The organism is Pseudomonas putida (genome assembly GCF_002741075.1).
GTDB classification, from domain to species: Bacteria; Pseudomonadota; Gammaproteobacteria; order Pseudomonadales; family Pseudomonadaceae; genus Aquipseudomonas; species Aquipseudomonas putida_T.
On the sequence record NZ_CP016634.1, the window covers coordinates 4,818,969 to 4,840,192 of the forward strand.

Below are 21,224 nucleotides of genomic sequence, written 5' to 3' on the forward strand. Positions count from 1 at the left end.
CGACTTACTAAACTCGCGCCTTGTGGGCACTGCCAACATTGACCGGAAACCACGAAACAAGTTCCCAGAATGGTAAAAAAGTCAATGATGGCGCAAAAACATTATCGTGGTGCCAGCTCGTTAAGGTGACGAGCGACCGCGATCCACGCACCGATATACCCCAACAGTACAGCACCGATCAAGAGCGAAAGTCCATCCGACCCTGGCACACCTGCCAAGGCGAAGTCGCTTCCGTACAGTCCAGAAAGGTCCACGACCGCGTCGTTGAGCCAGTCCAGCGAGAAGGCCAGGATCCCCCACGCCAGCACGCCGGCACCCAGGCCGTAGAGCGCACCCATGTAGAGGAAGGGTCGGCGCACATAGCTGTCGGTGCCGCCGACCAGCTTGATCACTTCGATTTCGATACGGCGGTTCTCGATATGTAGACGAATTGTGTTACCGATTACTAACAGCAGCGCTGAAATCAACAGAACGGCCAAGCCGAAGACGAACCGGTCTCCGAGCTTGAGGATCGCCGCCAGGCGCTCGACCCATACCAGATCCAGCTGTGCCACTTCGACCCGCGGCAATTCCGACAGGCGTTGACGCAAAGCCTCCAGGGCCGGTTTGTCGACCTCTGTCGGCGTCACCACCACCACACCAGGCAGCGGATTGTCCGGCAGCTCGCGCAGGGCTTCGCCCAGGCCGGACTGTTGCTGGAACTCTTCCAACGCCTGCTCGCGGCTGACGTACTGAGCATCGGCCACGCCCGGCATGCCTTTGATTTCGTCGCGCAGGGCTTCGCCTTCACGGCTGCCGGCATCGAGCTTGAGGTACAGAGAGATCTGCGCGGCGCGCTGCCAGGAACCTCCAAGCTTCTCGACATTCTTGAGCAACAGCGACAGCCCCATTGGCATGCTCAGGGCCACAGCCATCACCAGGCAGGTGAAGAAGCTGCCGATCGGCTGCTTGCCCAGGCGGCGCAGGCTGTCGACCAGACTGGCGCGGTGGCTTTCCAGCCAGGCGTGCAGCAGGCTGCGAAAGTCCGGGCCGTCGTCGTCGTGACCGCCGCGCTGCTTGGACGGCTGCGGATCGGCAGCCTTCGGCGCGACACGTTCGGATACCTTCGGCGTACGTGTAGTGCTCATTGCCCGGCCTCCCCATCGCCGATCAGACGACCGCGCTGCAGGGTCAGCATGCGGTGCCGCATGCGCGCGATCAGCGCCAGGTCGTGACTGGCGATCAATACGGTGGTCCCCAGGCGGTTGATGTCCTCGAACACGCCCATGATTTCCGCGGCCAGGCGCGGGTCCAGGTTACCGGTCGGTTCGTCGGCAAGCAGCAAGGCCGGCTGGTGAACGATGGCGCGGGCGATCCCCACCCGCTGCTGCTGGCCCGTGGACAGATCAGCCGGGAACAGCTCACCCTTGTCGCTCAGCGACACACGCTCCAGGGCCGAGTCCACGCGCTTGGCGATTTCGGGCTTGGACAAACCGAGGATCTGCAGCGGCAAGGCGATGTTGTTGAAGACGGTGCGGTCGAACAGCAGTTGGTGGTTCTGGAACACCACGCCGATCTGCCGGCGCAGGAACGGGATCTGCGCATTGCTGATCTGTCCCAGGTCCTGCCCGGCCAGCAGCAGCTTACCGCTGGTCGGGCGCTCCATGGCCAGCAGCAGGCGCAGCAAGGTGCTCTTGCCTGCGCCCGAGTGCCCGGTGACGAACAGGAACTCGCCCCGGCGCGCCCGGAAGCTCAGCTCATGCAAGCCCACATGGCCGTTGGGGTAGCGCTTGGCAACCTGTTCGAATCGGATCATGGGTGCTCCCGCTCGGCGAACAGGGCTTTGACGAACGGCTCGGCCTCGAAGGTGCGCAGATCGTCGATGCCCTCGCCGACACCGATGAAGCGGATCGGCAGGTTGAATTGCTTGGCCAGGGCGAAGATCACCCCGCCCTTGGCGGTGCCGTCCAGCTTGGTCAGGGCAAGGCCTGTCAGTTCGACGCTCTGGTTGAAGTACTTGGCCTGGCTGATGGCGTTCTGGCCGGTACCGGCATCGAGCACCAGCAGCACCTCGTGGGGCGCCTCGGCATCGAGCTTGCCGATTACCCGACGGACTTTCTTGAGCTCTTCCATCAGGTTGTCCTTGGTGTGCAGGCGACCGGCGGTATCGGCGATCAGCACATCGACACCACGCGCCTTGGCGGCCTGCACGGCATCGAAGATCACCGATGCGGAATCGGCACCGGTGTGCTGGGCGATGACCGGGATCTGGTTGCGCTCGCCCCACACCTGCAACTGCTCCACCGCCGCGGCGCGGAAGGTGTCGCCAGCGGCCAGCATGACTTTCTTGCCTTCGAGTTGCAGCTTCTTGGCCAGCTTGCCGATGGTGGTGGTCTTGCCGGCGCCATTGACGCCTACGACGAGGATCACGTACGGCTTGTTCTGGGACTGGATCTTCAGTGGCTGCTCGACCGGGCGCAGCAGGGCGGCCAGTTCTTCTTGCAGTGACTTGTACAGCGCATCGGCATCGGCCAGCTGCTTGCGAGCGACCTTCTGCGTCAGGTTCTGGACGATGACCGACGTGGCTTCGACGCCCACGTCGGCGGTCAGCAGGCGCGTCTCGATCTCGTCGAGCAGATCGTCATCGATGGCCTTCTTGCCCAGGAACAGGCTGGCCATGCCTTCGCCAATGCTGGCGCTGGTCTTGGACAAACCTTGCTTGAGGCGGGCGAAGAAGCCGGGCTTGGCGGCTTCAGCGACAACCGGGGCGGGCGCGCTGACCGGCTCGGGTTCGGGCTCGCGTGGTGCCGGTGCTGGCTCGACGAGCGCCTTGGGCGCCTCGGCAGCGGGCATCGGGGCCGGCTCGACCACCGGGCGCTCAGGAATGATCGGCGGGGCCTTGGGCTCCAGATCGGGTACCAAGGCCACGGGCTCTTCGGCAACCGGCAGCACCAGATTGCTCACCGGCACCACAGGCGCGATCACTGGCGGTCCAGCCTGGACAGGCGTGGACGCGACAGGCTCCGGGGTGGGCGCCTGCAGCGGCATGGACGCGACCGGCTCAGGCTGTGGGGCCTGCAATGGCTCGGACGCGACCGGCTCAGGGGCCGGTGCTGCGATGACAGGGGCTACGGGCTCGACCGGAGCGGCCTCAGGCTGCTCGACGGGGGCCGGTGGCACGGCCGGCTCTGCGACCTGCGGCTCAGGAGCTTGCGGCTGTTCGGCGACAGGTTGCTGCGGCTTCTTGCGAAACCAGCTGAACAGGCCTTTCTTTTCGCCAGCCTCTGCCGGCGCTTTTTTGTCGTCGTTGGAACCAAACATGGAAGACGGCTATCTCAGGGTAGCGATGGGCCATCAGCGGCGCATCGGGAATTCTCTAAACGCAGAACAGACTATTTTGAATCCGGCTGGTTCATGCGCAATATTTTGTCGTCAGGCCCGCGGGCCAGAACGGCGACAGGCATGGTCGCCAGGCAACCGGATCAGTATCCTAGCACCTCCTGGCCCGCCGACGCTAAACCCTGCGGGCCGCCGTACAGGTTATCCAACGTATGAATGCTCTAGCCCGCCGCGCCGCTGGCCTGTTGCTCAGCACGCTCTGCCTGCCGTTCGCGGCCCTTGCCGCCGATCCGCAACCCACTCACGAGTTCATCCTCGACAACGGCCTGAAAGTGGTCGTGCGCGAAGACCATCGCGCACCGGTGGTGGTCTCGCAGATTTGGTACAAGGTCGGCTCCAGCTACGAGACACCCGGCCAGACCGGCCTGTCCCACGCCCTCGAGCACATGATGTTCAAGGGCAGTGCCAAGATAGGCCCGGGCGAAGCTTCACGCATCCTGCGCGATCTGGGCGCCGAGGAAAACGCCTTCACCAGCGACGACTACACCGCCTATTACCAGGTACTGGCCCGCGACCGCCTGCCGGTGGCCCTGGAGCTCGAAGCCGACCGCCTGGCGAGCCTGCGCCTGCCGGCCGATGAGTTCAGCCGCGAAATCGAAGTCATCAAGGAAGAGCGCCGCCTGCGCACGGACGACCAGCCCAATGCCAAGGCCTACGAGTTGTTTCGCGCGATGGCCTATCCGGCCAGTGGCTATCACACACCGACCATCGGCTGGATGGCCGACCTCGAACGCATGAAGGTCGAGGAACTGCGCCGCTGGTACGAGTCCTGGTACGCACCGAACAACGCCACCCTGGTGGTGGTCGGCGACGTCACCGCCGAAGAGGTCAAGGGCCTGGCGCAGAAGTATTTCGGCGCCATCCCCAAGCGCGCCGTTCCCCCGGCCAAGCTGCCCCTGGAACTGGCCAAGCCCGGCCTGCGTCAGCTGACCCTGCATGTGCGCACCCAACTGCCGAGCCTGATCTACGGCTTCAACGTGCCAAGCCTGGCCACCGCCAAGGACGCGCGCGCGGTCAATGCCCTGCGACTGATCTCGGCCCTGCTCGACGGCGGCTACAGCGCACGCATGCCCTCACGCCTGGAGCGTGGCCAGGAGCTGGTGGCCGGTGCCTCGTCGGGCTACAACGCGTTCACCCGGGGCGACAGCCTGTTCATGATCTCGGCCACGCCAAACGTGCAGAAGCACAAAACCCTGGCAGACGTCGAGAAAGGCATCTGGCAGTTGCTCGATGAACTCAAGACCACACCACCCACCGCCGAAGAGCTTGAGCGCGTGCGCGCCCAGGTGATCGCCGGGTTGGTCTACGACCGCGACTCCATCAGCAGCCAGGCCACCACCATCGGCCAGCTGGAGACCGTGGGCCTGTCCTGGAAGCTGATCGACAGCGAACTGGACGAACTCAAGCGCGTGACCCCGCAGGACATCCAGGACGCCGCACGCACCTATTTCACCCGCGAACGCCTGAGCGTTGCCCATGTATTGCCCGAGGAGTCCGCTCATGAGTGATCGCAGCGTCCCCCGCTACACCTTGTTCGGCCTCGGGGTCATCACCCTGGTCGTGGCCCTGGCCCTCGTGCTGGCGCGCCCGGCCCAGTCAGACAACGCCGCAAAGGCCCAGGACACAGCGGCGCGCCCAGCCAACACCCTGCAGTCGCTGGCCGAACTGGACGGCAAGGCGCCCAGCCGACGCCAGCTGAACATCCAGAGCTGGAACACCGCCGAAGGCGCGCGGGTGCTGTTCGTCGAAGCGCGTGAACTGCCGATGTTCGACCTGCGCGTGACCTTCGCCGCCGGCAGCAGCCAGGATGGCGATGTGCCGGGCCTGGCGACCCTGACCAATGCCATGCTCAACGAAGGCGTGTCCGGCAAGGACGTGACCGCCATCGCCCAGGGCTTCGAAGGCCTGGGGGCGGATTTCGGCAATGGCTCCTACCGCGACATGGCGGTCGCCAGCCTGCGCAGCCTGAGCACGCCCGACAAACGTGAACCGGCCCTGAAGCTGTTCGCCGAAGTGGTGGGCAAGCCAACGTTCCCGGAAGACGCTCTCAAGCGCATCAAGAACCAACTGTTGGCCGGCTTCGAGTACGAAAAGCAGAACCCAGGCAAGATCGCCGGCAAGACGCTGTTCAACCAGCTCTACGGCAACCACCCGTATGCCCACCCCAGCGACGGCAGCGCCGAAAGCGTCCCCGGCATTACCCAAGCACAGCTGCGCACCTTCCACGCCAGGGCCTATGCCGCCGGCAATGCCGTGATCGCCCTGGTCGGTGACCTGAGCCGAGCCGAAGCCGAGGGCATCGCTGCTCAGGTCTCCAGCGCGCTGCCCAAGGGCCCGGCCCTGGCCAAACCCGCCCAGCCAGCCGAGCCCAAGCCTGGCTTGACCCATGTCGATTTCCCGTCCAAGCAGACCCACCTGATGCTGGCGGAGCTGGGCATCGACCGCCAGGACCCGGACTGGCCGGCGTTGTCCTTGGGCAACCAGATCCTCGGCGGCGGCGCTTTCGGCACCCGCCTGATGAGCGAAGTGCGCGAGAAGCGCGGCCTGACCTATGGTGTGTATTCGGTCTTCAGCCCCATGCAGGTACGCGGACCATTCATGATCAACCTGCAGACCCGTGCCGAATTGAGCGAAGGCACCCTCAAGCTGGTCCAGGACATCCTTGCCGACTACCTCAAGAGCGGCCCCACCCAGCAAGCGCTGGACGATGCCAAGCGCGAGCTGGCCGGCAGCTTCCCGCTGTCGAACGCCAGCAATTCGAGCATCGTCGGCCAACTGGGCGCCATCGGTTTCTACAACCTGCCACTGACCTGGCTCGAGGACTTCATGCAGCAGTCCCAGGACCTGACCGTCGAGCAGGTCAAGGCCGCCATGAACAAGCACCTGGCAGCGGACAAGCTGGTGATCGTTACCGTCGGCCCGACCGTGGCGCAGAAACCGCTGCCACCGCCCACTGACAAACCCGCCGAGCAGCCGCTCGGCGTACCGGAGCACTAATGGCCAAGCCATCGACCCCTGCCCGTCCGGGCCAAGCCCAGAGCAAGGGCCCAGGACACCTGCGCATCATCGCCGGCGAGTGGCGCAGCCGCCGCCTGGCGGTCCCGGAAGGCGAAGGCCTGCGACCGACACCGGACCGGGTGCGCGAAACCCTGTTCAACTGGTTGGCGCCCTATATCGAGGGCGCCCTGGTGCTGGATGCCTTCACCGGCAGCGGCGCCCTGGTACTCGAGGCCCTGTCGCGGGGCGCCAAGGACGCCGTCGCCCTGGACAGCAACCCAGCCGCCATCACCAACCTCAAGGACAACCTGGAAGTGTTGCGTTGTCCGCGTGGCCAGATCCTGCAGACCGATGCCCTGCGCTACCTGCAGGGCCCGGCCAAGCAGCAGTTCGACGTTGTGTTCCTCGACCCGCCCTTCCACCAGGACCTGCTGGCCAACACCTGCAATCTGCTGGAAGCGCACCAGTGGCTGAGCGCAAGCGCCTGGATCTATACCGAGAGCGAAGCGGCGCCTTCCACCTTGCAGATGCCCGGCAATTGGCGCCTGCACCGGGAGAAAAAAACCGGGCAGGTGCACTACGCGCTCTGGCAACGAGGCTGAACCGGCGCCCCGCCTAATTATGTAACGCAGATGGGCCCACCCTTTCGCTGAAGCTGCTCCGGCTTATCGCCCTTGAGGAGCACTTCAGCGATGATTTCTTCCCCACCTCCACGCCTAACCAGCCTCGACGCACTGGCATCGGCCAAACCCGCCCCACTGCATCACTTCAGGCTGGATAACGGCTTCTCGGTCTACCTGCATGAAGACCACAGCGCCCCATTGGCTGCCGTCCAACTGTGGTACCACGTCGGCTCAAGCCATGAGCCAGCAGGGCATTCGAACCTCTCCCACCTGCTCGAGCACCTGATATTCCAAGGCAGCAACAAACTCCCTGCCGGGCAGTATTCCCGGCTGATCGCCCGCCTGGGCGGTGTGGCCAATGCCACTACCCATGACGACGCCACCTCGTTCGAGATGAGCCTGCCTGCCACTCGGCTACCCATCGCCCTGGAGATCATGGCCGATGCCATGCAAGGCGCGAACCTGGAACCGGCAGCATTCAGGCAGGAAGTCAAAGCCGTTGCGCACGAGCGCCGCCTCAAGGTGGACAATTCGCCGATCCAGCTGGCATTTGAACAGCACCTAAGGCTCGCCCATGGGGACAACGCCTATGGAGTGCCCAGCTTCGGCTATCCGATCGACCTGCAGGAAATGAGCCTGTCATCGGTACGTACGTGGTACCGAACCTGGTATCAACCAAACAACGCGACCCTGGTGGTCGCAGGCGCGATCGAGCCACAAGCCCTGCGTCAGCAGGTGGACACTTACTTTGCGGCCCTGCCACCCGCCCCGCTTCGTGAAAAATCCATCCCTCGCCACAGCGCCGTGCTTGCAGAGCGCAGCCAGACACTGGTTCAACCCACGCTGGTGGATGGCCTGTTCATGTCGTTCAACGTCCCCAGCCAGGCTACTGCGCCTTCTCGGGAAACCGCCCTGGCACTGCGCCTGCTCTGTCAAATTCTGGGTACCGGCTACAGCGCCAAACTGTACAACCACCTGGTCCGCGACAAGCGCATCCTCAAACGTACTCAACTCACCTACGACCACCACGTAAGGGGCGACACCCTGCTGACCCTCTCGACAACCACGGTCCCCCAGAGGGCCACTGCCCAGCAGGCGGCTACCCAGGCATGGCAATTGATCGACACACTTCGAACCACAGCACTACCGCAAGCCGTGCTCGAAGGCGCAAAGCTGCGCTTGCTTGCCACCCGGCTGTATGAGCGCGATGACCTCGCGCACCAGGCGACACTCATTGGTCATGCGGCCGCTGCGGGCCTTGACCCGGCGCTGCTCGATGAGGAGCCAAGCATCATCCGCGACCTTGCCAGCGCCACCCTGCAACGCGTTGCCTGCGAGTACCTGAGCCGGGAACGGCTGACGACAACCTACCTGCAGCAAGGAGTGCCAGCATGACCGACACCTATTCCATCTCGAAAACCTCCGGTCCCTGCAACCACCTTGCCCCCGACACCCTCGCCCTGACCCTGGCCAACCTCGCTTCGGCGCAGGCCCTTGACCTCGAACCGTTCCCGCTCGTGAAGCACGACGTGCAGCATTGGCATACAAAAGAAGGCGCCCGCGTCCGTTTTCTGGCCTCCCATGAACGGCCGATGTTCGACCTGGTGCTGCAGTTCAGGGCTGGCAGCGCCCTGGATGGTGATACGCCGGGCCTGGCGGCCCTGACCCTCTACGCGCTCGACCAAGGCACAGCCCAGCTCGACGCGGACCAGTTCACCGAGCAACTGGAAGGGCTTGGCGCGATCATGAGCCGGCAAGTGACCCAGGACTGCGCCATGATCACGCTACGCAGTCTGAACATGCCGGCCCTGCGGGGCAGCGCGCTGCGATTGATCACCGGGATGGTCGCCCGCCCCGCCTTTCGCCCCGAGGATGTGGCGAAAATCAGCGCACGCCTGGTCGGCGCCCAGCAAGGTAGCCTCCAGTCGCCCTATGCGCAGTTGTTCGATGCCACGATGGGGCAACTGCTCGCAGGTCACCCCTATGCCACGCCACTGGCCGGAACGCTCGACGGCCTGGGCGCCCTGGCACCTGACGACCTGCGCGCCTTTCATCGGCAGGCCTACTCGGCCAACAATCTCGACATCGGCGTGGTTGGCGACCTGTCCCGTGAAGAAGTCGAAGCACTGGTGAACGATCTTGTACAGGCATTGCCGCAACAGTGGGCCGCCGTACCACCGCCCGCGCTACCAGCACCCATCGCTGGCACCCTCGATCTTGAGCGCCCAAGCGCCAGCACTCAGGTGCTGCTGACGCTACCGCTGCAAGTCTGGCCTGCAGACCCAGGCTATCCGGCGTTGCTGATGGCCAATGAAATCTTGGGGGCAGGTTTCGAATCACGCCTGACCGCCGAGCTGCGCACACGTCGCGCGCTGACTTACAGCATCTATGCTGTATTGAAACCGATGGATGCGGGATGCCTGTGGCAGGTGAGCTGGGATATCGCTCCTGAACACCGGGAGGCCTCCAGGGCTCTGGTGTCGAACGTGCTTGAATGCCTCATCGCCCATGGGCCCACCCAGGCCGAATGCGACCTGGCCCTGAACCAGCTGGCGGGCGAGCTGATGCGTGGCATGGCCGACAACGAGGCGCTGGCCAGGGGCTTAGCGGCATTCAGCCAACAGGGGCAGCCTGCGAACCATCTGGCGACGTACCTGGAAAAACTCGCAGCCTTGACACCCGAGGACATTCGACAAGCCGCTCGGGACTGGCTCGATATAAAAATGGCCTTTTTCGCCACCCTTGGCCCTGCCGTCGATCAGCAACCGTTGCCCGAGCTACCGACCATAGGCGTAGAGGGCAACCCCTGAAGAGACGCTTCATGGCAAGCTAGGCGAGTACATGACGAGTTGTCCAGCATGCCAAGTCCTACAGCGCAGTTCGCTCCCGCCATCGGTCTCTCCAACCCCCACCTGCAGACATTGTGGGGGCCGCTCTGGCGCAAAACGCCTGAGCTGCATCGTGTTCGCGAGCGGTTGTGGCTGGCCGACGGCGACTTTCTCGACCTCGACTGGCTCGGCCCCAACCAAGTCACCGCGCCGGTGGTGCTGGTCCTGCACGGCCTGACCGGCTCGTCACATTCCCCCTATGTCAAAGGCTTGCAGCAGGCCTTGCAGGCCCATAGCTGGGCCAGTGTCGCGGTGAACTGGCGAGGCTGCTCGGGCGAACCCAACCTGCTGACGCGCAGCTACCACTCCGGCGCCAGCGAGGACCTGGCCGAGACCATCCGCCACCTGCGCGCCCAGCGGCCCTTGGCGCCGCTCTACGCGGTGGGGTATTCGCTGGGCGGCAATGTGCTGCTCAAGTATCTGGGGGAAAGCGGCTCGGCCAGCCAGTTGCAAGCGGCGGTGGCAGTATCGGTACCGTTTCGTCTGGACCAAAGCGCCGACCGTATCGGGATTGGCTTCTCGAAGGTCTACCAGGCGCATTTCATGCGCGAGCTGCTGGCCTATGTACAACGAAAACAGCGGCATTTTCGCGACAACGGCCACGTGGAGCGGCTGGCCGAGTTGGAAAGGCTGGGATCATTGCGCAACCTGCGCACCTTCTGGGACTTCGACGGCAAGGTTACCGCCCCCCTGAACGGCTTCAGTGATGCCTCCGACTACTACCGGCGCTCTTCGAGCCGCTACTACCTGGGCGAGAATCGCACCCCGACACTGATCATCCAGTCCAGCGACGACCCCTTCGTCTTCGACCATAGCCTGCCGACCGCGAATGAATTGGCGCCCGACACGCACCTGGAGTTGCACAGCCGGGGCGGGCATGTGGGCTTCGTGGAAGGGAGCCTGCGCAATCCAGGGTATTACCTGGAGCGCAGGATTCCGCAGTGGCTGGTGCAGGGAACCTGATCGCGAACGGCAATACACCCCTGGCCAGCCTCAGGTGATGTCAATCACCTGTCGCCACACCGTGACCAGGATCGTTGATCCACTCGCTCCAGGACCCGGCATACAACCTGCCCAGCGGATACCCCGCCAATGCCAGGGCGAACAGGTTATGGCAGGCGGTCACACCCGACCCACAGTAGGCCACCAACTGCTCTGGCGCACGCCCGGCCAGCTTCTGGGCAAAACGCTGCTTGAGCTGCTCGGCCGGCAAAAAGTGCCCGTCCGGCCCCAGGTTGTCGGTGAAGGCCGCGCACTGGGCACCGGGAATGTGCCCGGCCACAGGATCGATCGGCTCGACCTCGCCGCGAAAACGCGGCAGGCCACGGGCATCGATCAGGGTCAGCTCAGGTTTGTCCAGACGCATGGCCAGGTGCTCGGCGTCGATCAGCAGCTTCATGTCCGGCGCGCCGGTGAACGTACCCTCGCGCTTGGCAGGCGGGTCCAGGCTCAGCGGCTGGTGCGCGGCGTGCCAGGCCTTCAGGCCACCGTCGAGAATCGACACCCCCTCACGCTTACCGAGCCAGACCAGCAGCCACCACGCGCGGGCGGCGAACGCACCCGGGCCGTCGTCGTACAGCACCACCTCACTGTCGTTGTCCACGCCCCACTCACGCAGGCGTTCGACCAGCCGCTGCGGCTCCGGCAGCGGGTGACGGCCTGTCACGCCCTTGACCACCGGCCCGCTCAGGTCCCGCTCCAGATCAGCGAAGTGCGCGCCGGCGATATGCCCCAAGGCGTAGCTGCGTTGACCGTAATCCACATCCTCCAGAGCAAAGCGACAGTCGAGGATCACCAACCCCGGGGCGCCCAGGCGCTCGGCCAGCTGCGTTGGGGTGATCAATTGCGCGAGGGGCATGACAATCTCCTGATCGATAGCAAGAACGCCCGGGGTCATTGCTCCAGGGCTTGGTTGAACGGAACGTGGAATTCCTCGCAGAGGGCATCCACGGCAGCACGCGCACTGGCGGTGACGAAGCCCAGTTCGAGCACCAGCACCTGATAGACGCCACGCTTGAAGGCTTCTTCACCCAGATGCGCGGAATGTTCACGTGTAGTACTGAGAAAACGTACCCAGGATGTCAGCACGATCCAGGCATTGATGGTCAACGACTCGATCTGCGCGGCATCCATTGCAAGAATGCCAGCATCGACGAAACCCCGGTAGATCGCCTGGGCCTGCTGCAGGCAGCGCTGGGAAAAACGGCGGTAACGGGCGGCCAGTTCCGGGTCGCTGTCGAGCAGGTGTTCGAGGTCCCGGTGCAGAAATCGGTAGTTCCACATCGCCGCCAGCAAGGCCTTGAGGTAGAAGCGTTTGTCCTCGACAGTGGCGACGCGCCCTTGTGGCGGGCGCAGGAAGCTGTCCACCAGCTCTTCGTACTGACTGAAGAGCACGGCGATGATCGCCTGCTTGTTGGGGAAGTGGTAGTAGAGGTTGCCGGGCGAAATTTCCATGTGCGCGGCGATGTGATTGGTGCTGACGCTACGTTCGCCCTGTTGGTTGAACAGCTCCAGGCTGTTCTGCACGATGCGCTCGCGGGTCTTCATGCGCGGGGCCATGCTCAGCTCCAGGTTCGTTGATGGTTCATCTTACGGTGTATCGACCAGGCGGTGCACGGATGGTTTGGGCCGCGCTGGACAGGCGTGATGCCCGCAAGGCGCGGATCCCGCAGTGCCGATAGATATTCTAAATGGCGCACTATATTGAATGTTCCCAGCAACGGATTAGAGTATATGCTCTAGCCACCGAGCACCCCATCGGAGCAGCCATGACCTCGCAGATCACACAGTTCCCTGTGCATTCCGACCTCGACCTGGCAGCGGTGTTCGACGCTCAGCGCCAGGCCTTCAATGGCAACCCCATGCCGCCGTCCGCCCAGCGCCGACAATGGCTCAAGAGCCTGCGCGAAGCGCTGCTGCAAGACCAGCAACAGCTGATCGAGGCGATCGACCGGGATTTTGACGGCCGCAGCGCCGACGAGACCCTGCTGGCCGAAATGATGCCGTCGATCCAGGGCCTGCGCCACGCCGAGCGCCATCTGCACCGCTGGATGAAACCTTCGCGCCGCACGGCAGGCCTGGCCTTCCAGCCCGCCAGTGCCCAGGTGCTCTATCAGCCATTGGGGGTGGTGGGGATCATCGTGCCGTGGAACTACCCGCTGCTGCTGGCGATCGGCCCGCTGACCTGCGCCCTGGCCGCCGGCAACCGGGTGATGCTCAAGCTCAGCGAGTCCACGCCGGCCAGCGGGCTGGCCCTCAAGGCGCTGCTGGAGCGGGTGTTCCCAGCCGATCTCGTGAGTGTCGTGCTCGGCGAGGTCGAAGTCGGCCAGGCCTTCTCCCGCCTGCCGTTCGATCACCTGCTGTTCACCGGCGCCACGGGCGTGGGGCGTCATGTCATGCTGGCCGCCGCACAGAACCTCACCCCAGTGACGCTGGAACTGGGCGGCAAGTCGCCGGCCATCGTCTCCGCCAACGTGCCCCTGGAAACCGCCGCCGAACGCATCGCCTTCGGCAAAGGCCTCAACGCTGGCCAGACCTGCGTCGCGCCCGATTATGTCCTGGTACCTCGCGAACGCCTGGACGGTTTCGCCGAAGCCTACCAACGCGCCATGCGCCGCCTGTACCCCAGCATCGCCGACAACCCCGACTACAGCGCCATCATCAACCCACGGCAACTGCAGCGCCTGGAGCATCTGCTCGCCGATGCCCGTGACAAAGGCGCCCGGGTTGTGGACTTGTATGCCGACGAGTCCCGCCAGGGCCGTCGCCTGCCGCCGCACCTGCTGATGGCAGTGAACGACGACATGCAGGTGATGCAGGACGAGATCTTCGGCCCCTTGCTGCCGCTGGTGCCCTATGAGAGCCTCGACCAAGCGCTGTCCTACATCAACCAGCGCCCAAGGCCGCTGGCGCTTTACTACTTCGGCTATGACCGCGCCGAGCAGGCCCATGTATTGCGCAATACCCATTCTGGCGGCGTATGCCTGAACGACACGTTGCTGCACGTGGCCCAGGACGATCTGCCCTTCGGTGGCGTGGGCCCGTCCGGCATGGGCCACTACCATGGCCATGAGGGGTTCCTGACCTTCAGCAAGGCCAAGGCCGTGCTGGCCAAGCAGCGCCTCAACACCGCTCGGCTGATCTACCCGCCTTATGGCAAAGCCTTACAACGCCTGGTGTTCAAGCTGTTCATCCGTTGAACGAGGTGAGGTCATGCACCGCCGAGACCTGCTTCGGTTCAGCCTGGGCGCCAGCGTTTTCCTGAGCACCGCCAGCCTGGTCGGCTGTGCACCGCAAACCTGCGCCGCAGGCTTTTCGGTGCTGCGTGAAGACGACTTGCCGATACTCACGGCGGTGATTCCGGTGGTGCTCGCCGGCACCCAGGCCTCCGAAGCACTGGTGCTGCACAGCCTGGATCACAAACTGGCGGCACTCTCGCCGCCCATGCTCAAGCTCACCCGTCAACTGTTCGACGTGCTCAGCCTGCCGCTGACCCGTGGGCCGTTGACCGGCATCTGGGGCAGTTGGGAAAGCGCCAGCAGCGCCCAGGTGAACACCTTCCTGCGGCGCTGGCGCGACAGTTCGCTGGACATGCTGCGCATGGGCCATGCCTCGCTGGTGCAGCTGCTGCTGATGGCCTGGTACGAACGCCCCGAAGCCTGGGCCGCCTGCGGCTATCCCGGCCCACCGAAGATCTGACCGAGACGCTTGCCCATGCCTGTCGCCGACCCGTTTCGCCAAGGCCTCGCCCGAGGCTGGATCACCCACGATGGCTCGCGTCTGGACCAGGACCTGACGCTGGAGGCCGACATCGCCGTGATCGGCAGTGGCGCTGGTGGCGCCACCAGTGCGGAGCTGCTCAGCGCCGCAGGCTTCAAGGTGCTGTTGATCGAAGAAGGTCCGCTCAAGACCAGCAGCGACTTCCACCTGCAGGAAAACGAGGCCTACGCCCAGCTGTACCAAGAAGGGCTCGGACGCATGAGCAAGGACGGCGCCATCACCATCCTCCAGGGCCGCGCGGTGGGCGGGACCACCTTGGTCAACTGGACCTCCAGCTTCCGCACCCCAGAGCAGACCCTCGCGCATTGGGCCCGGGAACATGCCGTCAAGGGGCTGGCCAGCGACGACCTGCGCCCCTGGTTCGAACGCATCGAGCAACGCTTGGGCATCAGCCCCTGGGCTTTGCCGCCCAATGCCAACAACGACGTGCTGCGTCGGGGCTGCGAAGCCCTCGGCTACCGGTGGGCGGTGATCCCGCGCAATGTGCGGGGCTGCTGGAACCTGGGCTACTGCGGCATGGGCTGCCCGGTCAACGCGAAGCAATCGATGCTGGTGACCAGCATCCCGGCCACACTCGACAACGGCGGCGAGCTGCTCTACCTGGCCCGAGCCCAGCGCTTCGAACATGACGGCAAGCGGATCGCCCAGCTGCTGTGCCAGGCCTTGGACCGCGAAGGCGTGGAGCCGACCGGGCGCCAGGTGCGGGTCCGCGCGCGGCACTACGTGCTGGCCGGCGGCGGCATCAACAGCCCAGCCCTGCTGCTGCGCTCCGAGGCGCCGGACCCGCACCGACGACTGGGCAAGCGCACCTTCCTGCACCTGGTCAATTTCAGCGCGGCACTGTTCGACGCGCGCATCGACCCGTTCTATGGCGCGCCTCAGTCGATCTACAGCGACCAGTTCCAATGGACGGACGGCATCGACGGGCCGATCGGCTACAAGCTTGAAGTGCCGCCGTTGCACCCGGCGCTGGCGAGCACCCTGCTGGGCGCCCATGGCCAGGAAAGCGCCCGGCGCATGGCCGGGCTGCCGAATACCCATATGATGCTGGCGTTGCTGCGCGATGGTTTCCACCCCGAAAGCCAAGGTGGTCAGGTGGAGCTGCGCGGCGACGGCTCGCCGGTGCTCGACTACCCCATAACCGACTACCTGCGCGATGGCTTGCGCCGAGCCTACCTGAGCATGGCGCGCATCCAGTTCGCCGCTGGCGCCACCCAGGTGATGCCGGTGCACAGCGATGCCCGCTACGCTACCGACCTGGCCCAGGCCCAGGCCTTGATCGATGACCTGCGCCTGGAGCCTTTCCGTACACGTCTTGGCAGTGCCCACGTGATGGGCGGCTGCGCCCTGGGCGAAGATCCACGCCAGGCCGTGTGCGACAGTCTGGGGCGGCATCATCAACTGGAGAACCTGTCGATCCACGACGGCTCGTTGTTCCCCACCAGCATCGGCGCCAACCCACAGCTGTCGGTCTACGCCCTCGCCGCCCGGCTCAGCGATGCCCTGGCCACCCGCCTGGCTCAGGGCGCATGACAACGCACGACCCGGCTGTCTATAGTGCCCTCATTCGACCGTGCGACTTGGCCGGGCAGCAGTCGCTGCGCTACCATCCGACTCCCCAACGCACTCCAGCCAGGATGACGCGATGAACCGAGTGTTGTACCCGGGTACTTTCGACCCCATTACCAAAGGCCACGGCGATCTGGTCGAGCGCGCTTCGCGTCTGTTCGATCACGTGATCATCGCAGTTGCCGCCAGCCCGAAGAAAAACCCGCTGTTCCCCTTGGAACAACGCGTGGAGCTGGCCCGTGAGGTCACCAAGCACCTGCCCAATGTCGAAGTCATCGGTTTCTCAAGCCTGTTGGCGCATTTCGCCAAGGAGCAAGGCGCCAATGTCTTCCTGCGTGGCCTGCGTGCGGTCTCGGACTTCGAGTACGAGTTCCAGCTGGCCAACATGAACCGGCAACTGGCGCCGGACGTCGAGAGCCTGTTCTTGACGCCGTCGGAGCGTTATTCATTCATTTCCTCGACCTTGGTCCGGGAAATCGCCGCCTTGGGTGGCGACATCAGCAAGTTCGTCCACCCGGTGGTGGCCGAGGCGCTGACCCAACGCTTCAAGAAGTGACACCCACTGCCTGATCATCGCGCCCGCGTGCACTGCGGGCGTGAATGCGGCACAATTGTGCCCACTGGTTTGATACATGCCCGGGCCAAGAGCCCCGGCCGGAGCCCCCATGTCCCTGATCATCACCGACGATTGCATCAACTGCGACGTCTGCGAACCCGAGTGCCCGAACGCCGCCATCTCCCAAGGCGAAGAGATCTACGTGATCGACCCGAACCTGTGCACCCAGTGCGTAGGCCACTACGACGAGCCGCAGTGCCAGCAGGTCTGCCCGGTCGACTGCATCCCCCTGGATGAAGCCCACCCGGAGACCCATGACGAGCTGATGGAAAAGTACAAGCGGATCACCGGCAAGGCCTGAAGCTCGCGCCCACAGGTACAGCAGAGCGCTTGAGGCCCTGCGCATCACCCGCGAAGGGCCGCAAGGCGGCCTCATGCATTCTCAGCGCTGGCAGCGCGGGCAGTACACGCTGGCCCGCTGCCCCAGCTTCACTTCCCTGAGCGTCGTGCCGCAGACCTTGCACGGCTGCTCCCCGCGCCCGTACACGAACAACTCCTGCTGGAAATACCCCGGCTGCCCATCCCCCCCGATGAAGTCGCGCAGCGTGGTCCCGCCCTGCTCGATGGCTGCCGCCAGTACCCGCTTGATCTCGATCGCAAGCTTCAAATAGCGCGCCCGGGAGATGCCACCCGCCTCGCGCCGGGGGTCGATACCGGCCGCGAACAGCGCCTCGGTGGCGTAGATGTTGCCCACCCCCACCACCACGGCGTTGTCCATGATGAACGGCTTGACCGCCATGCTCCGCCCACGGGACAGCTGGAACAACCGCTCGCCATCGAAGAGGTCGGTCAGCGGCTCCGGGCCCAAGCGCACCAGCAGTTCATGATTGAGCGGGTCCAGGCTCCAGAGCATCGCGCCGAAACGACGGGGGTCTGTGTAGCGCAGGGCCAGCCCCGACTCCAGTTCGATATCCACATGCTCGTGCTTGGCCACCGGCAAACCCTGCTCCACCAGGCGCAGGTTGCCTGACATGCCCAGGTGGCTGATCAAGGTGCCGACCTCGGCATTGATCAGCAGGTACTTGGCGCGTCGCTGGACGGTGACGATGCGCTGCCCCGACAGGCGCACATCCAGGTCCTCCGGGATCGGCCAGCGCAGGCGCCGATCACGCACCACCACGCGGCTGACCCGCTGGCCTTCCAGGTAAGGCGCGATACCGCGCCGGGTAGTCTCGACTTCGGGTAGTTCCGGCATGGCTTTTCAGTGTCCGCCCAGTTCGCGAATGGTTTGCTTGAGGTGTTCGAAGTCGTACTCCGACAGGCCGATGTAATCGAGCACCAAGGGGCCGACCACCTGCCACTCATGGTCCTCGGCCTGATTGCCCAGCACCCGGTAGGAGGCGCAGATGTGCTCGGCCATCTTCAACACCGCCAGCAGGTTCTTCAGTTGAGTATCACGCGAAGCGTCGTCGCGAAACACCGCCAGGGCGTTGTGATGGTTGGCGATGGCCGCCGTGATGTGCTCCGGCAGGCGCCAGGACTTGGCGGTGTAGTAGCCCACCACCGAGTGGTTGGTGTTGAACATGCTGTTTTCGGTGTCCACCACCCGCGTGTCTTCGCTGGCCTGGGCATAGGCAGTCTCCAGCACGCTCATGTAGTCGGGGAAACGCTTGAGCATCAAGGGCACGCCGCAATCGTGGAACAGCCCCAGCGTATAGGCCTCGTCCACGGCCGGGATATCAGTGTGCCTGGCCAGGGTCAGGCAGGTCATGGCCACGTCCTGGGCGGTGTCCCAGAAGCGATTGAGGGTGACGATGGTTTCATCGCTCATCTCACCCTTGATCGACAGCGCGTTGATCAGGTTGATGATCGAACCGCTGCCCAGCAGCGCCACCGCGCGCTGGATCGAACCGACCTTGTCGGTCAGCCCGAAGTGCGGTGAATTCACCAGCTTGAGCAAGGCACCCGAGAGCCCCGGGTCCTGGGCGATCAGCCTGCAGATGGTGTCCAGGTCCGGGTCGGGCATGTACTGCTCGAACTGCAGATCGACCATGATCTGCGGCTGAGGCGCGATGCTGATTCCTTGCAGGACCTGCTGGATCTGTTCGGGGCTGAGTTGCTGGGACATGGCGTACACATACGTTAAGGACGGCGAATTCTACCCCCGTCCGCCCGGCAGGGCACCCACCACTGGCGCATTGCGCAGGAACTTTCATCCCACGCCGCCGGCCTCCTTTCTAAAGACCCACCGTCAAAGGAGAACCTCCCATGAGTGCAGTACTGAACGGTAAACGCGTGGCCTTTCTGGTCACCGACGGTTTCGAGCAGGTGGAACTGACTGGCCCGCGCGAGGCGCTGGAACGCAACGGCGCGATGGTCGACATCCTGAGCGACAGGGAAGGCACCGTGCGTGGCTGGAACCACGACAAACCCGCCGATGAGTTCGCCGTGGACGCCACCTTCGAAGGCGCCAGTCTCGACCTGTACGACGCCCTGGTGCTGCCAGGCGGCGTGCAGAACTCCGATACCATCCGGCTCATTCCGGCCGCCCAGAAGCTGGTGAAAAGCCACGACTCGGCCCGCAGGCCACTCGCCGTCATCTGCCATGGTGCCTGGCTGCTGGTGTCCTGCGGCCTGGCCAAAGGGCGGCGACTGACCAGCTACAAGACCCTGCAGGACGACATCCGCAACGCCGGTGGCGACTGGGTCGACGAAGAAGTGGTGGTGGATGGCAACCTGATCACCAGCCGCAAGCCCGATGACATCCCGGCATTCAGTGAGCAGCTGGTCAAGGCCCTGGCCTGAGGCACGGGCAACCCCGCACCCACAGGTACAGCGCTGCGCAAGGTTCAGCGATGCCTTGCGGATCGACGCGGGCGTTGCGGGAGCGGGTTTATCCGCGAAAGCGCCCGCCCAGGCAGCGGAAAACCGACGGGGCAACGCTCAGCGCAGGGCCAACACGCTATAATCCCGCTCTTTTTTCCCGGAGCGACGTCATGTCCCTGCCCAGCCTTCGCCTCAAAGCCAATGCCGACCGCCGCCTGCGTGCCGGCCACCTGTGGGTCTACAGCAATGAAGTCGATGTTGCCGCGACGCCGCTGCAGGGCCTGAAGGCCGGCCAGCAGGCCATCCTCGAAGCCGCCAACGGCAAGCCCTTGGGCGTGGTGGCCATGAGCCCGAACAACCTGATCTGCGCCCGCCTGCTGTCGCGTGACGCCAAGCTGCCGCTGGACAAGTCGCTGCTGGTTCACCGCCTCAATGTCGCCCTGTCCCTGCGCGAGCGCCTGTTCGACCAGCCCTGCTACCGCCTGGTCTACGGCGATTCCGATCTGCTGCCAGGCCTGGTGGTCGACCGCTTCTACGACATGCTGGTCGTCCAGTTGGCCTCGGCTACCATGGAAGCGCACAAGGATGATGTGATCGCCGCGCTGGTGCAGGTACTCAAGCCCAGCGGCATCCTGTTCAAGAACGACTCCGCCGCCCGCGACGCCGAAGGCCTGGAGCGCTACGTCGATACCGTATACGGCGAAGTCCCGGACTGGGTGCCGCTGCAGGAGAACGGCGTGAAGTTCGAAGCGCCAGTGCGCGACGGCCAGAAGACCGGCTGGTTCTACGACCACCGCATGAACCGCGCGCGCCTGGCCCCCTACGTCAAGGGCAAGCGTGTGTTGGACCTGTTCAGCTACATCGGTGGCTGGGGCGTGCAGGCCGGTGCGTTCGGCGCCAGCGAAGTATTCTGCGTCGACGCCTCGGGCTTTGCCCTCGACGGCGTTGAGCGCAACGCGGCGCTCAACGGCATCAGCGAGAAGCTGACCTGCATCGAAGGCGACGTGTTCGAGGCCCTGCGCGAGCTCAAGGCCGCCGAAGAGCGCTTCGATGTGATCATCGCCGACCCGCCCGCCTTCATCAAACGCAAGAAGGACCTGAAAAACGGCGAGGCCGCCTACCGTCGCCTCAACGAACAGGCCATGCGCATGCTCACCAAGGACGGCATTCTGGTCAGCGCCTCGTGCTCGATGCACCTGCCCGAGGACGACCTGCACAACATCCTGCTGACCAGCGCACGCCACCTGGACCGCAACCTGCAACTGCTCGAACGCGGCGGCCAGGGCCCGGACCACCCGGTGCACCCGGCGATCCCCGAAACCCGATACATCAAGAGCATCACCTGCCGTCTGCTGCCCAACAGCTGATATCCCTTGGGCCGCGAAAGGGCTGCACGGCAGCCCCTTCTGGCCTACGCCCTCCGCCAACCATCCACATCCCCATTCCCTCGCCGCGCCAGCGGTGTAGAATCGGTCTATTCATCGCCAGACATCCCCGGCGGGTTTATGAGCTCTGGTCGGGCACACGGCGATCCCGTGATGCTTTCGGCCTCATCCGTGCCAGCGGCAACCGGCCTTCGGCGCAAAGGAAAGACAAGCTCACTCCCCA

20 protein-coding genes are annotated in these 21,224 nt (G+C 64.6%); 13 read left to right on the forward strand and 7 right to left on the reverse strand.

What is annotated here, in order from left to right; translation table 11 throughout:
* Positions 1–101: 101 nt before the first annotated feature.
* The 3 genes from ftsX to ftsY are packed head-to-tail and all read right to left on the reverse strand — an operon-like array spanning position 102 to position 3,300.
* Positions 102–1,127, reverse strand: coding sequence for a permease-like cell division protein FtsX (ftsX, locus tag IEC33019_RS22500; protein ID WP_070091978.1), 1,026 nt, complete (start codon positions 1,125–1,127; stop codon positions 102–104).
* A complete protein-coding gene (ftsE, locus tag IEC33019_RS22505) occupies positions 1,124–1,795 on the reverse strand; it encodes a cell division ATP-binding protein FtsE (RefSeq protein ID WP_043208636.1) in 672 nt (223 codons plus the stop codon). The genes ftsX and ftsE overlap by 4 nt, the downstream gene beginning before the upstream one ends.
* Complete coding sequence (gene ftsY, locus IEC33019_RS22510; RefSeq protein ID WP_070091979.1) at positions 1,792–3,300, reverse strand: signal recognition particle-docking protein FtsY; 1,509 nt, start codon at positions 3,298–3,300, stop codon at positions 1,792–1,794. The genes ftsE and ftsY overlap by 4 nt, the downstream gene beginning before the upstream one ends.
* Positions 3,301–3,530: 230 nt before the next feature.
* Between ftsY and IEC33019_RS22520 the strand changes: the two genes are divergently transcribed.
* The 6 genes from IEC33019_RS22520 (at position 3,531) to IEC33019_RS22545 (ending at position 10,849) form a co-directional block, all read left to right on the forward strand.
* Complete coding sequence (locus tag IEC33019_RS22520; protein WP_070091980.1) at positions 3,531–4,886, forward strand: M16 family metallopeptidase; 1,356 nt, start codon at positions 3,531–3,533, stop codon at positions 4,884–4,886.
* Entirely contained in the window at positions 4,879–6,375 is a 1,497-nt protein-coding gene (locus IEC33019_RS22525; protein ID WP_070091981.1) for a M16 family metallopeptidase, read from the forward strand. The genes IEC33019_RS22520 and IEC33019_RS22525 overlap by 8 nt, the downstream gene beginning before the upstream one ends.
* Positions 6,375–6,977, forward strand: a complete 603-nt coding sequence (gene rsmD / locus IEC33019_RS22530) for a 16S rRNA (guanine(966)-N(2))-methyltransferase RsmD (RefSeq protein WP_070091982.1) — start codon at positions 6,375–6,377, stop codon at positions 6,975–6,977. The genes IEC33019_RS22525 and rsmD overlap by 1 nt, the downstream gene beginning before the upstream one ends.
* A 90-nt stretch (positions 6,978–7,067) precedes the next feature.
* Positions 7,068–8,393, forward strand: a complete 1,326-nt coding sequence (locus tag IEC33019_RS22535) for a M16 family metallopeptidase (RefSeq protein ID WP_099593930.1) — start codon at positions 7,068–7,070, stop codon at positions 8,391–8,393.
* A complete protein-coding gene (locus IEC33019_RS22540) occupies positions 8,390–9,808 on the forward strand; it encodes a M16 family metallopeptidase (RefSeq protein ID WP_099593932.1) in 1,419 nt (472 codons plus the stop codon). The genes IEC33019_RS22535 and IEC33019_RS22540 overlap by 4 nt, the downstream gene beginning before the upstream one ends.
* 48 nt (positions 9,809–9,856) lie before the next feature.
* Positions 9,857–10,849 carry a hydrolase gene (locus IEC33019_RS22545; protein WP_070091985.1) on the forward strand — a complete coding sequence of 331 codons (993 nt, stop codon included), beginning with the start codon at positions 9,857–9,859 and terminating at the stop codon, positions 10,847–10,849.
* A 40-nt stretch (positions 10,850–10,889) separates the two neighbouring features.
* Here the strand turns inward: IEC33019_RS22545 and IEC33019_RS22550 are convergent, their stop codons facing one another.
* Positions 10,890–11,744: a sulfurtransferase gene (locus tag IEC33019_RS22550; RefSeq protein ID WP_070091986.1), complete on the reverse strand. Its 855-nt coding sequence runs from the start codon at positions 11,742–11,744 to the stop codon at positions 10,890–10,892.
* Positions 11,745–11,779: 35 nt separating this feature from the next.
* Positions 11,780–12,445, reverse strand: a complete 666-nt coding sequence (locus IEC33019_RS22555; RefSeq protein WP_070091987.1) for a TetR/AcrR family transcriptional regulator — start codon at positions 12,443–12,445, stop codon at positions 11,780–11,782.
* Positions 12,446–12,654: 209 nt separating this feature from the next.
* Between IEC33019_RS22555 and IEC33019_RS22560 the strand changes: the two genes are divergently transcribed.
* The 5 genes from IEC33019_RS22560 (at position 12,655) to IEC33019_RS22580 (ending at position 17,151) form a co-directional block, all read left to right on the forward strand.
* Positions 12,655–14,085, forward strand: coding sequence for a coniferyl aldehyde dehydrogenase (locus tag IEC33019_RS22560; protein ID WP_070091988.1), 1,431 nt, complete (start codon positions 12,655–12,657; stop codon positions 14,083–14,085).
* Between the two features lie 13 nt (positions 14,086–14,098).
* Positions 14,099–14,584 carry a twin-arginine translocation pathway signal protein gene (locus IEC33019_RS22565; protein WP_070091989.1) on the forward strand — a complete coding sequence of 162 codons (486 nt, stop codon included), beginning with the start codon at positions 14,099–14,101 and terminating at the stop codon, positions 14,582–14,584.
* Between the two features lie 15 nt (positions 14,585–14,599).
* Positions 14,600–16,198, forward strand: coding sequence for a GMC family oxidoreductase (locus IEC33019_RS22570; RefSeq protein WP_070091990.1), 1,599 nt, complete (start codon positions 14,600–14,602; stop codon positions 16,196–16,198).
* A gap of 112 nt (positions 16,199–16,310) precedes the next feature.
* The gene (gene coaD, locus IEC33019_RS22575; protein ID WP_070091991.1) at positions 16,311–16,790 is read left to right on the forward strand and encodes a pantetheine-phosphate adenylyltransferase; all 480 of its coding nucleotides are present in this window, start codon (positions 16,311–16,313) and stop codon (positions 16,788–16,790) included.
* Positions 16,791–16,899: 109 nt separating this feature from the next.
* Positions 16,900–17,151 carry a YfhL family 4Fe-4S dicluster ferredoxin gene (locus IEC33019_RS22580; protein ID WP_043208655.1) on the forward strand — a complete coding sequence of 84 codons (252 nt, stop codon included), beginning with the start codon at positions 16,900–16,902 and terminating at the stop codon, positions 17,149–17,151.
* Between the two features lie 81 nt (positions 17,152–17,232).
* Here the strand turns inward: IEC33019_RS22580 and mutM are convergent, their stop codons facing one another.
* Positions 17,233–18,045 carry a bifunctional DNA-formamidopyrimidine glycosylase/DNA-(apurinic or apyrimidinic site) lyase gene (gene mutM, locus IEC33019_RS22585; RefSeq protein WP_070091992.1) on the reverse strand — a complete coding sequence of 271 codons (813 nt, stop codon included), beginning with the start codon at positions 18,043–18,045 and terminating at the stop codon, positions 17,233–17,235.
* Between the two features lie 6 nt (positions 18,046–18,051).
* Positions 18,052–18,864, reverse strand: a complete 813-nt coding sequence (locus IEC33019_RS22590) for an HDOD domain-containing protein (protein ID WP_170831754.1) — start codon at positions 18,862–18,864, stop codon at positions 18,052–18,054.
* 194 nt (positions 18,865–19,058) lie between these two features.
* Here IEC33019_RS22590 and IEC33019_RS22595 point away from each other — a divergent pair, with 194 nt between their 5' ends.
* Positions 19,059–19,595, forward strand: a complete 537-nt coding sequence (locus IEC33019_RS22595) for a type 1 glutamine amidotransferase domain-containing protein (RefSeq protein WP_070091994.1) — start codon at positions 19,059–19,061, stop codon at positions 19,593–19,595.
* A 191-nt stretch (positions 19,596–19,786) separates the two neighbouring features.
* Entirely contained in the window at positions 19,787–20,983 is a 1,197-nt protein-coding gene (locus IEC33019_RS22600) for a class I SAM-dependent rRNA methyltransferase (RefSeq protein ID WP_070091995.1), read from the forward strand.
* Positions 20,984–21,224 lie beyond the last annotated feature (241 nt).

What these genes read in the sequence shown, in the direction of transcription:
- ftsE (WP_043208636.1), bottom strand. Translation starts at nt 1,795, where the DNA reads ATGATCCGATTCGAACAGGTTGCCAAGCGCTACCCCAACGGCCATGTG.
- IEC33019_RS22580 (WP_043208655.1), top strand. Translation starts at nt 16,900, where the DNA reads ATGTCCCTGATCATCACCGACGATTGCATCAACTGCGACGTCTGCGAA.
- IEC33019_RS22550 (WP_070091986.1), bottom strand. Translation starts at nt 11,744, where the DNA reads ATGCCCCTCGCGCAATTGATCACCCCAACGCAGCTGGCCGAGCGCCTG.
- IEC33019_RS22525 (WP_070091981.1), top strand. Translation starts at nt 4,879, where the DNA reads ATGAGTGATCGCAGCGTCCCCCGCTACACCTTGTTCGGCCTCGGGGTC.
- IEC33019_RS22540 (WP_099593932.1), top strand. Translation starts at nt 8,390, where the DNA reads ATGACCGACACCTATTCCATCTCGAAAACCTCCGGTCCCTGCAACCAC.
- ftsX (WP_070091978.1), bottom strand. Translation starts at nt 1,127, where the DNA reads ATGAGCACTACACGTACGCCGAAGGTATCCGAACGTGTCGCGCCGAAG.
- coaD (WP_070091991.1), top strand. Translation starts at nt 16,311, where the DNA reads ATGAACCGAGTGTTGTACCCGGGTACTTTCGACCCCATTACCAAAGGC.
- IEC33019_RS22535 (WP_099593930.1), top strand. Translation starts at nt 7,068, where the DNA reads ATGATTTCTTCCCCACCTCCACGCCTAACCAGCCTCGACGCACTGGCA.
- mutM (WP_070091992.1), bottom strand. Translation starts at nt 18,045, where the DNA reads ATGCCGGAACTACCCGAAGTCGAGACTACCCGGCGCGGTATCGCGCCT.
- IEC33019_RS22595 (WP_070091994.1), top strand. Translation starts at nt 19,059, where the DNA reads ATGAGTGCAGTACTGAACGGTAAACGCGTGGCCTTTCTGGTCACCGAC.
- IEC33019_RS22520 (WP_070091980.1), top strand. Translation starts at nt 3,531, where the DNA reads ATGAATGCTCTAGCCCGCCGCGCCGCTGGCCTGTTGCTCAGCACGCTC.
- IEC33019_RS22555 (WP_070091987.1), bottom strand. Translation starts at nt 12,445, where the DNA reads ATGGCCCCGCGCATGAAGACCCGCGAGCGCATCGTGCAGAACAGCCTG.
- IEC33019_RS22560 (WP_070091988.1), top strand. Translation starts at nt 12,655, where the DNA reads ATGACCTCGCAGATCACACAGTTCCCTGTGCATTCCGACCTCGACCTG.
- IEC33019_RS22570 (WP_070091990.1), top strand. Translation starts at nt 14,600, where the DNA reads ATGCCTGTCGCCGACCCGTTTCGCCAAGGCCTCGCCCGAGGCTGGATC.
- IEC33019_RS22545 (WP_070091985.1), top strand. Translation starts at nt 9,857, where the DNA reads ATGCCAAGTCCTACAGCGCAGTTCGCTCCCGCCATCGGTCTCTCCAAC.
- ftsY (WP_070091979.1), bottom strand. Translation starts at nt 3,300, where the DNA reads ATGTTTGGTTCCAACGACGACAAAAAAGCGCCGGCAGAGGCTGGCGAA.
- IEC33019_RS22600 (WP_070091995.1), top strand. Translation starts at nt 19,787, where the DNA reads ATGTCCCTGCCCAGCCTTCGCCTCAAAGCCAATGCCGACCGCCGCCTG.
- rsmD (WP_070091982.1), top strand. Translation starts at nt 6,375, where the DNA reads ATGGCCAAGCCATCGACCCCTGCCCGTCCGGGCCAAGCCCAGAGCAAG.
- IEC33019_RS22565 (WP_070091989.1), top strand. Translation starts at nt 14,099, where the DNA reads ATGCACCGCCGAGACCTGCTTCGGTTCAGCCTGGGCGCCAGCGTTTTC.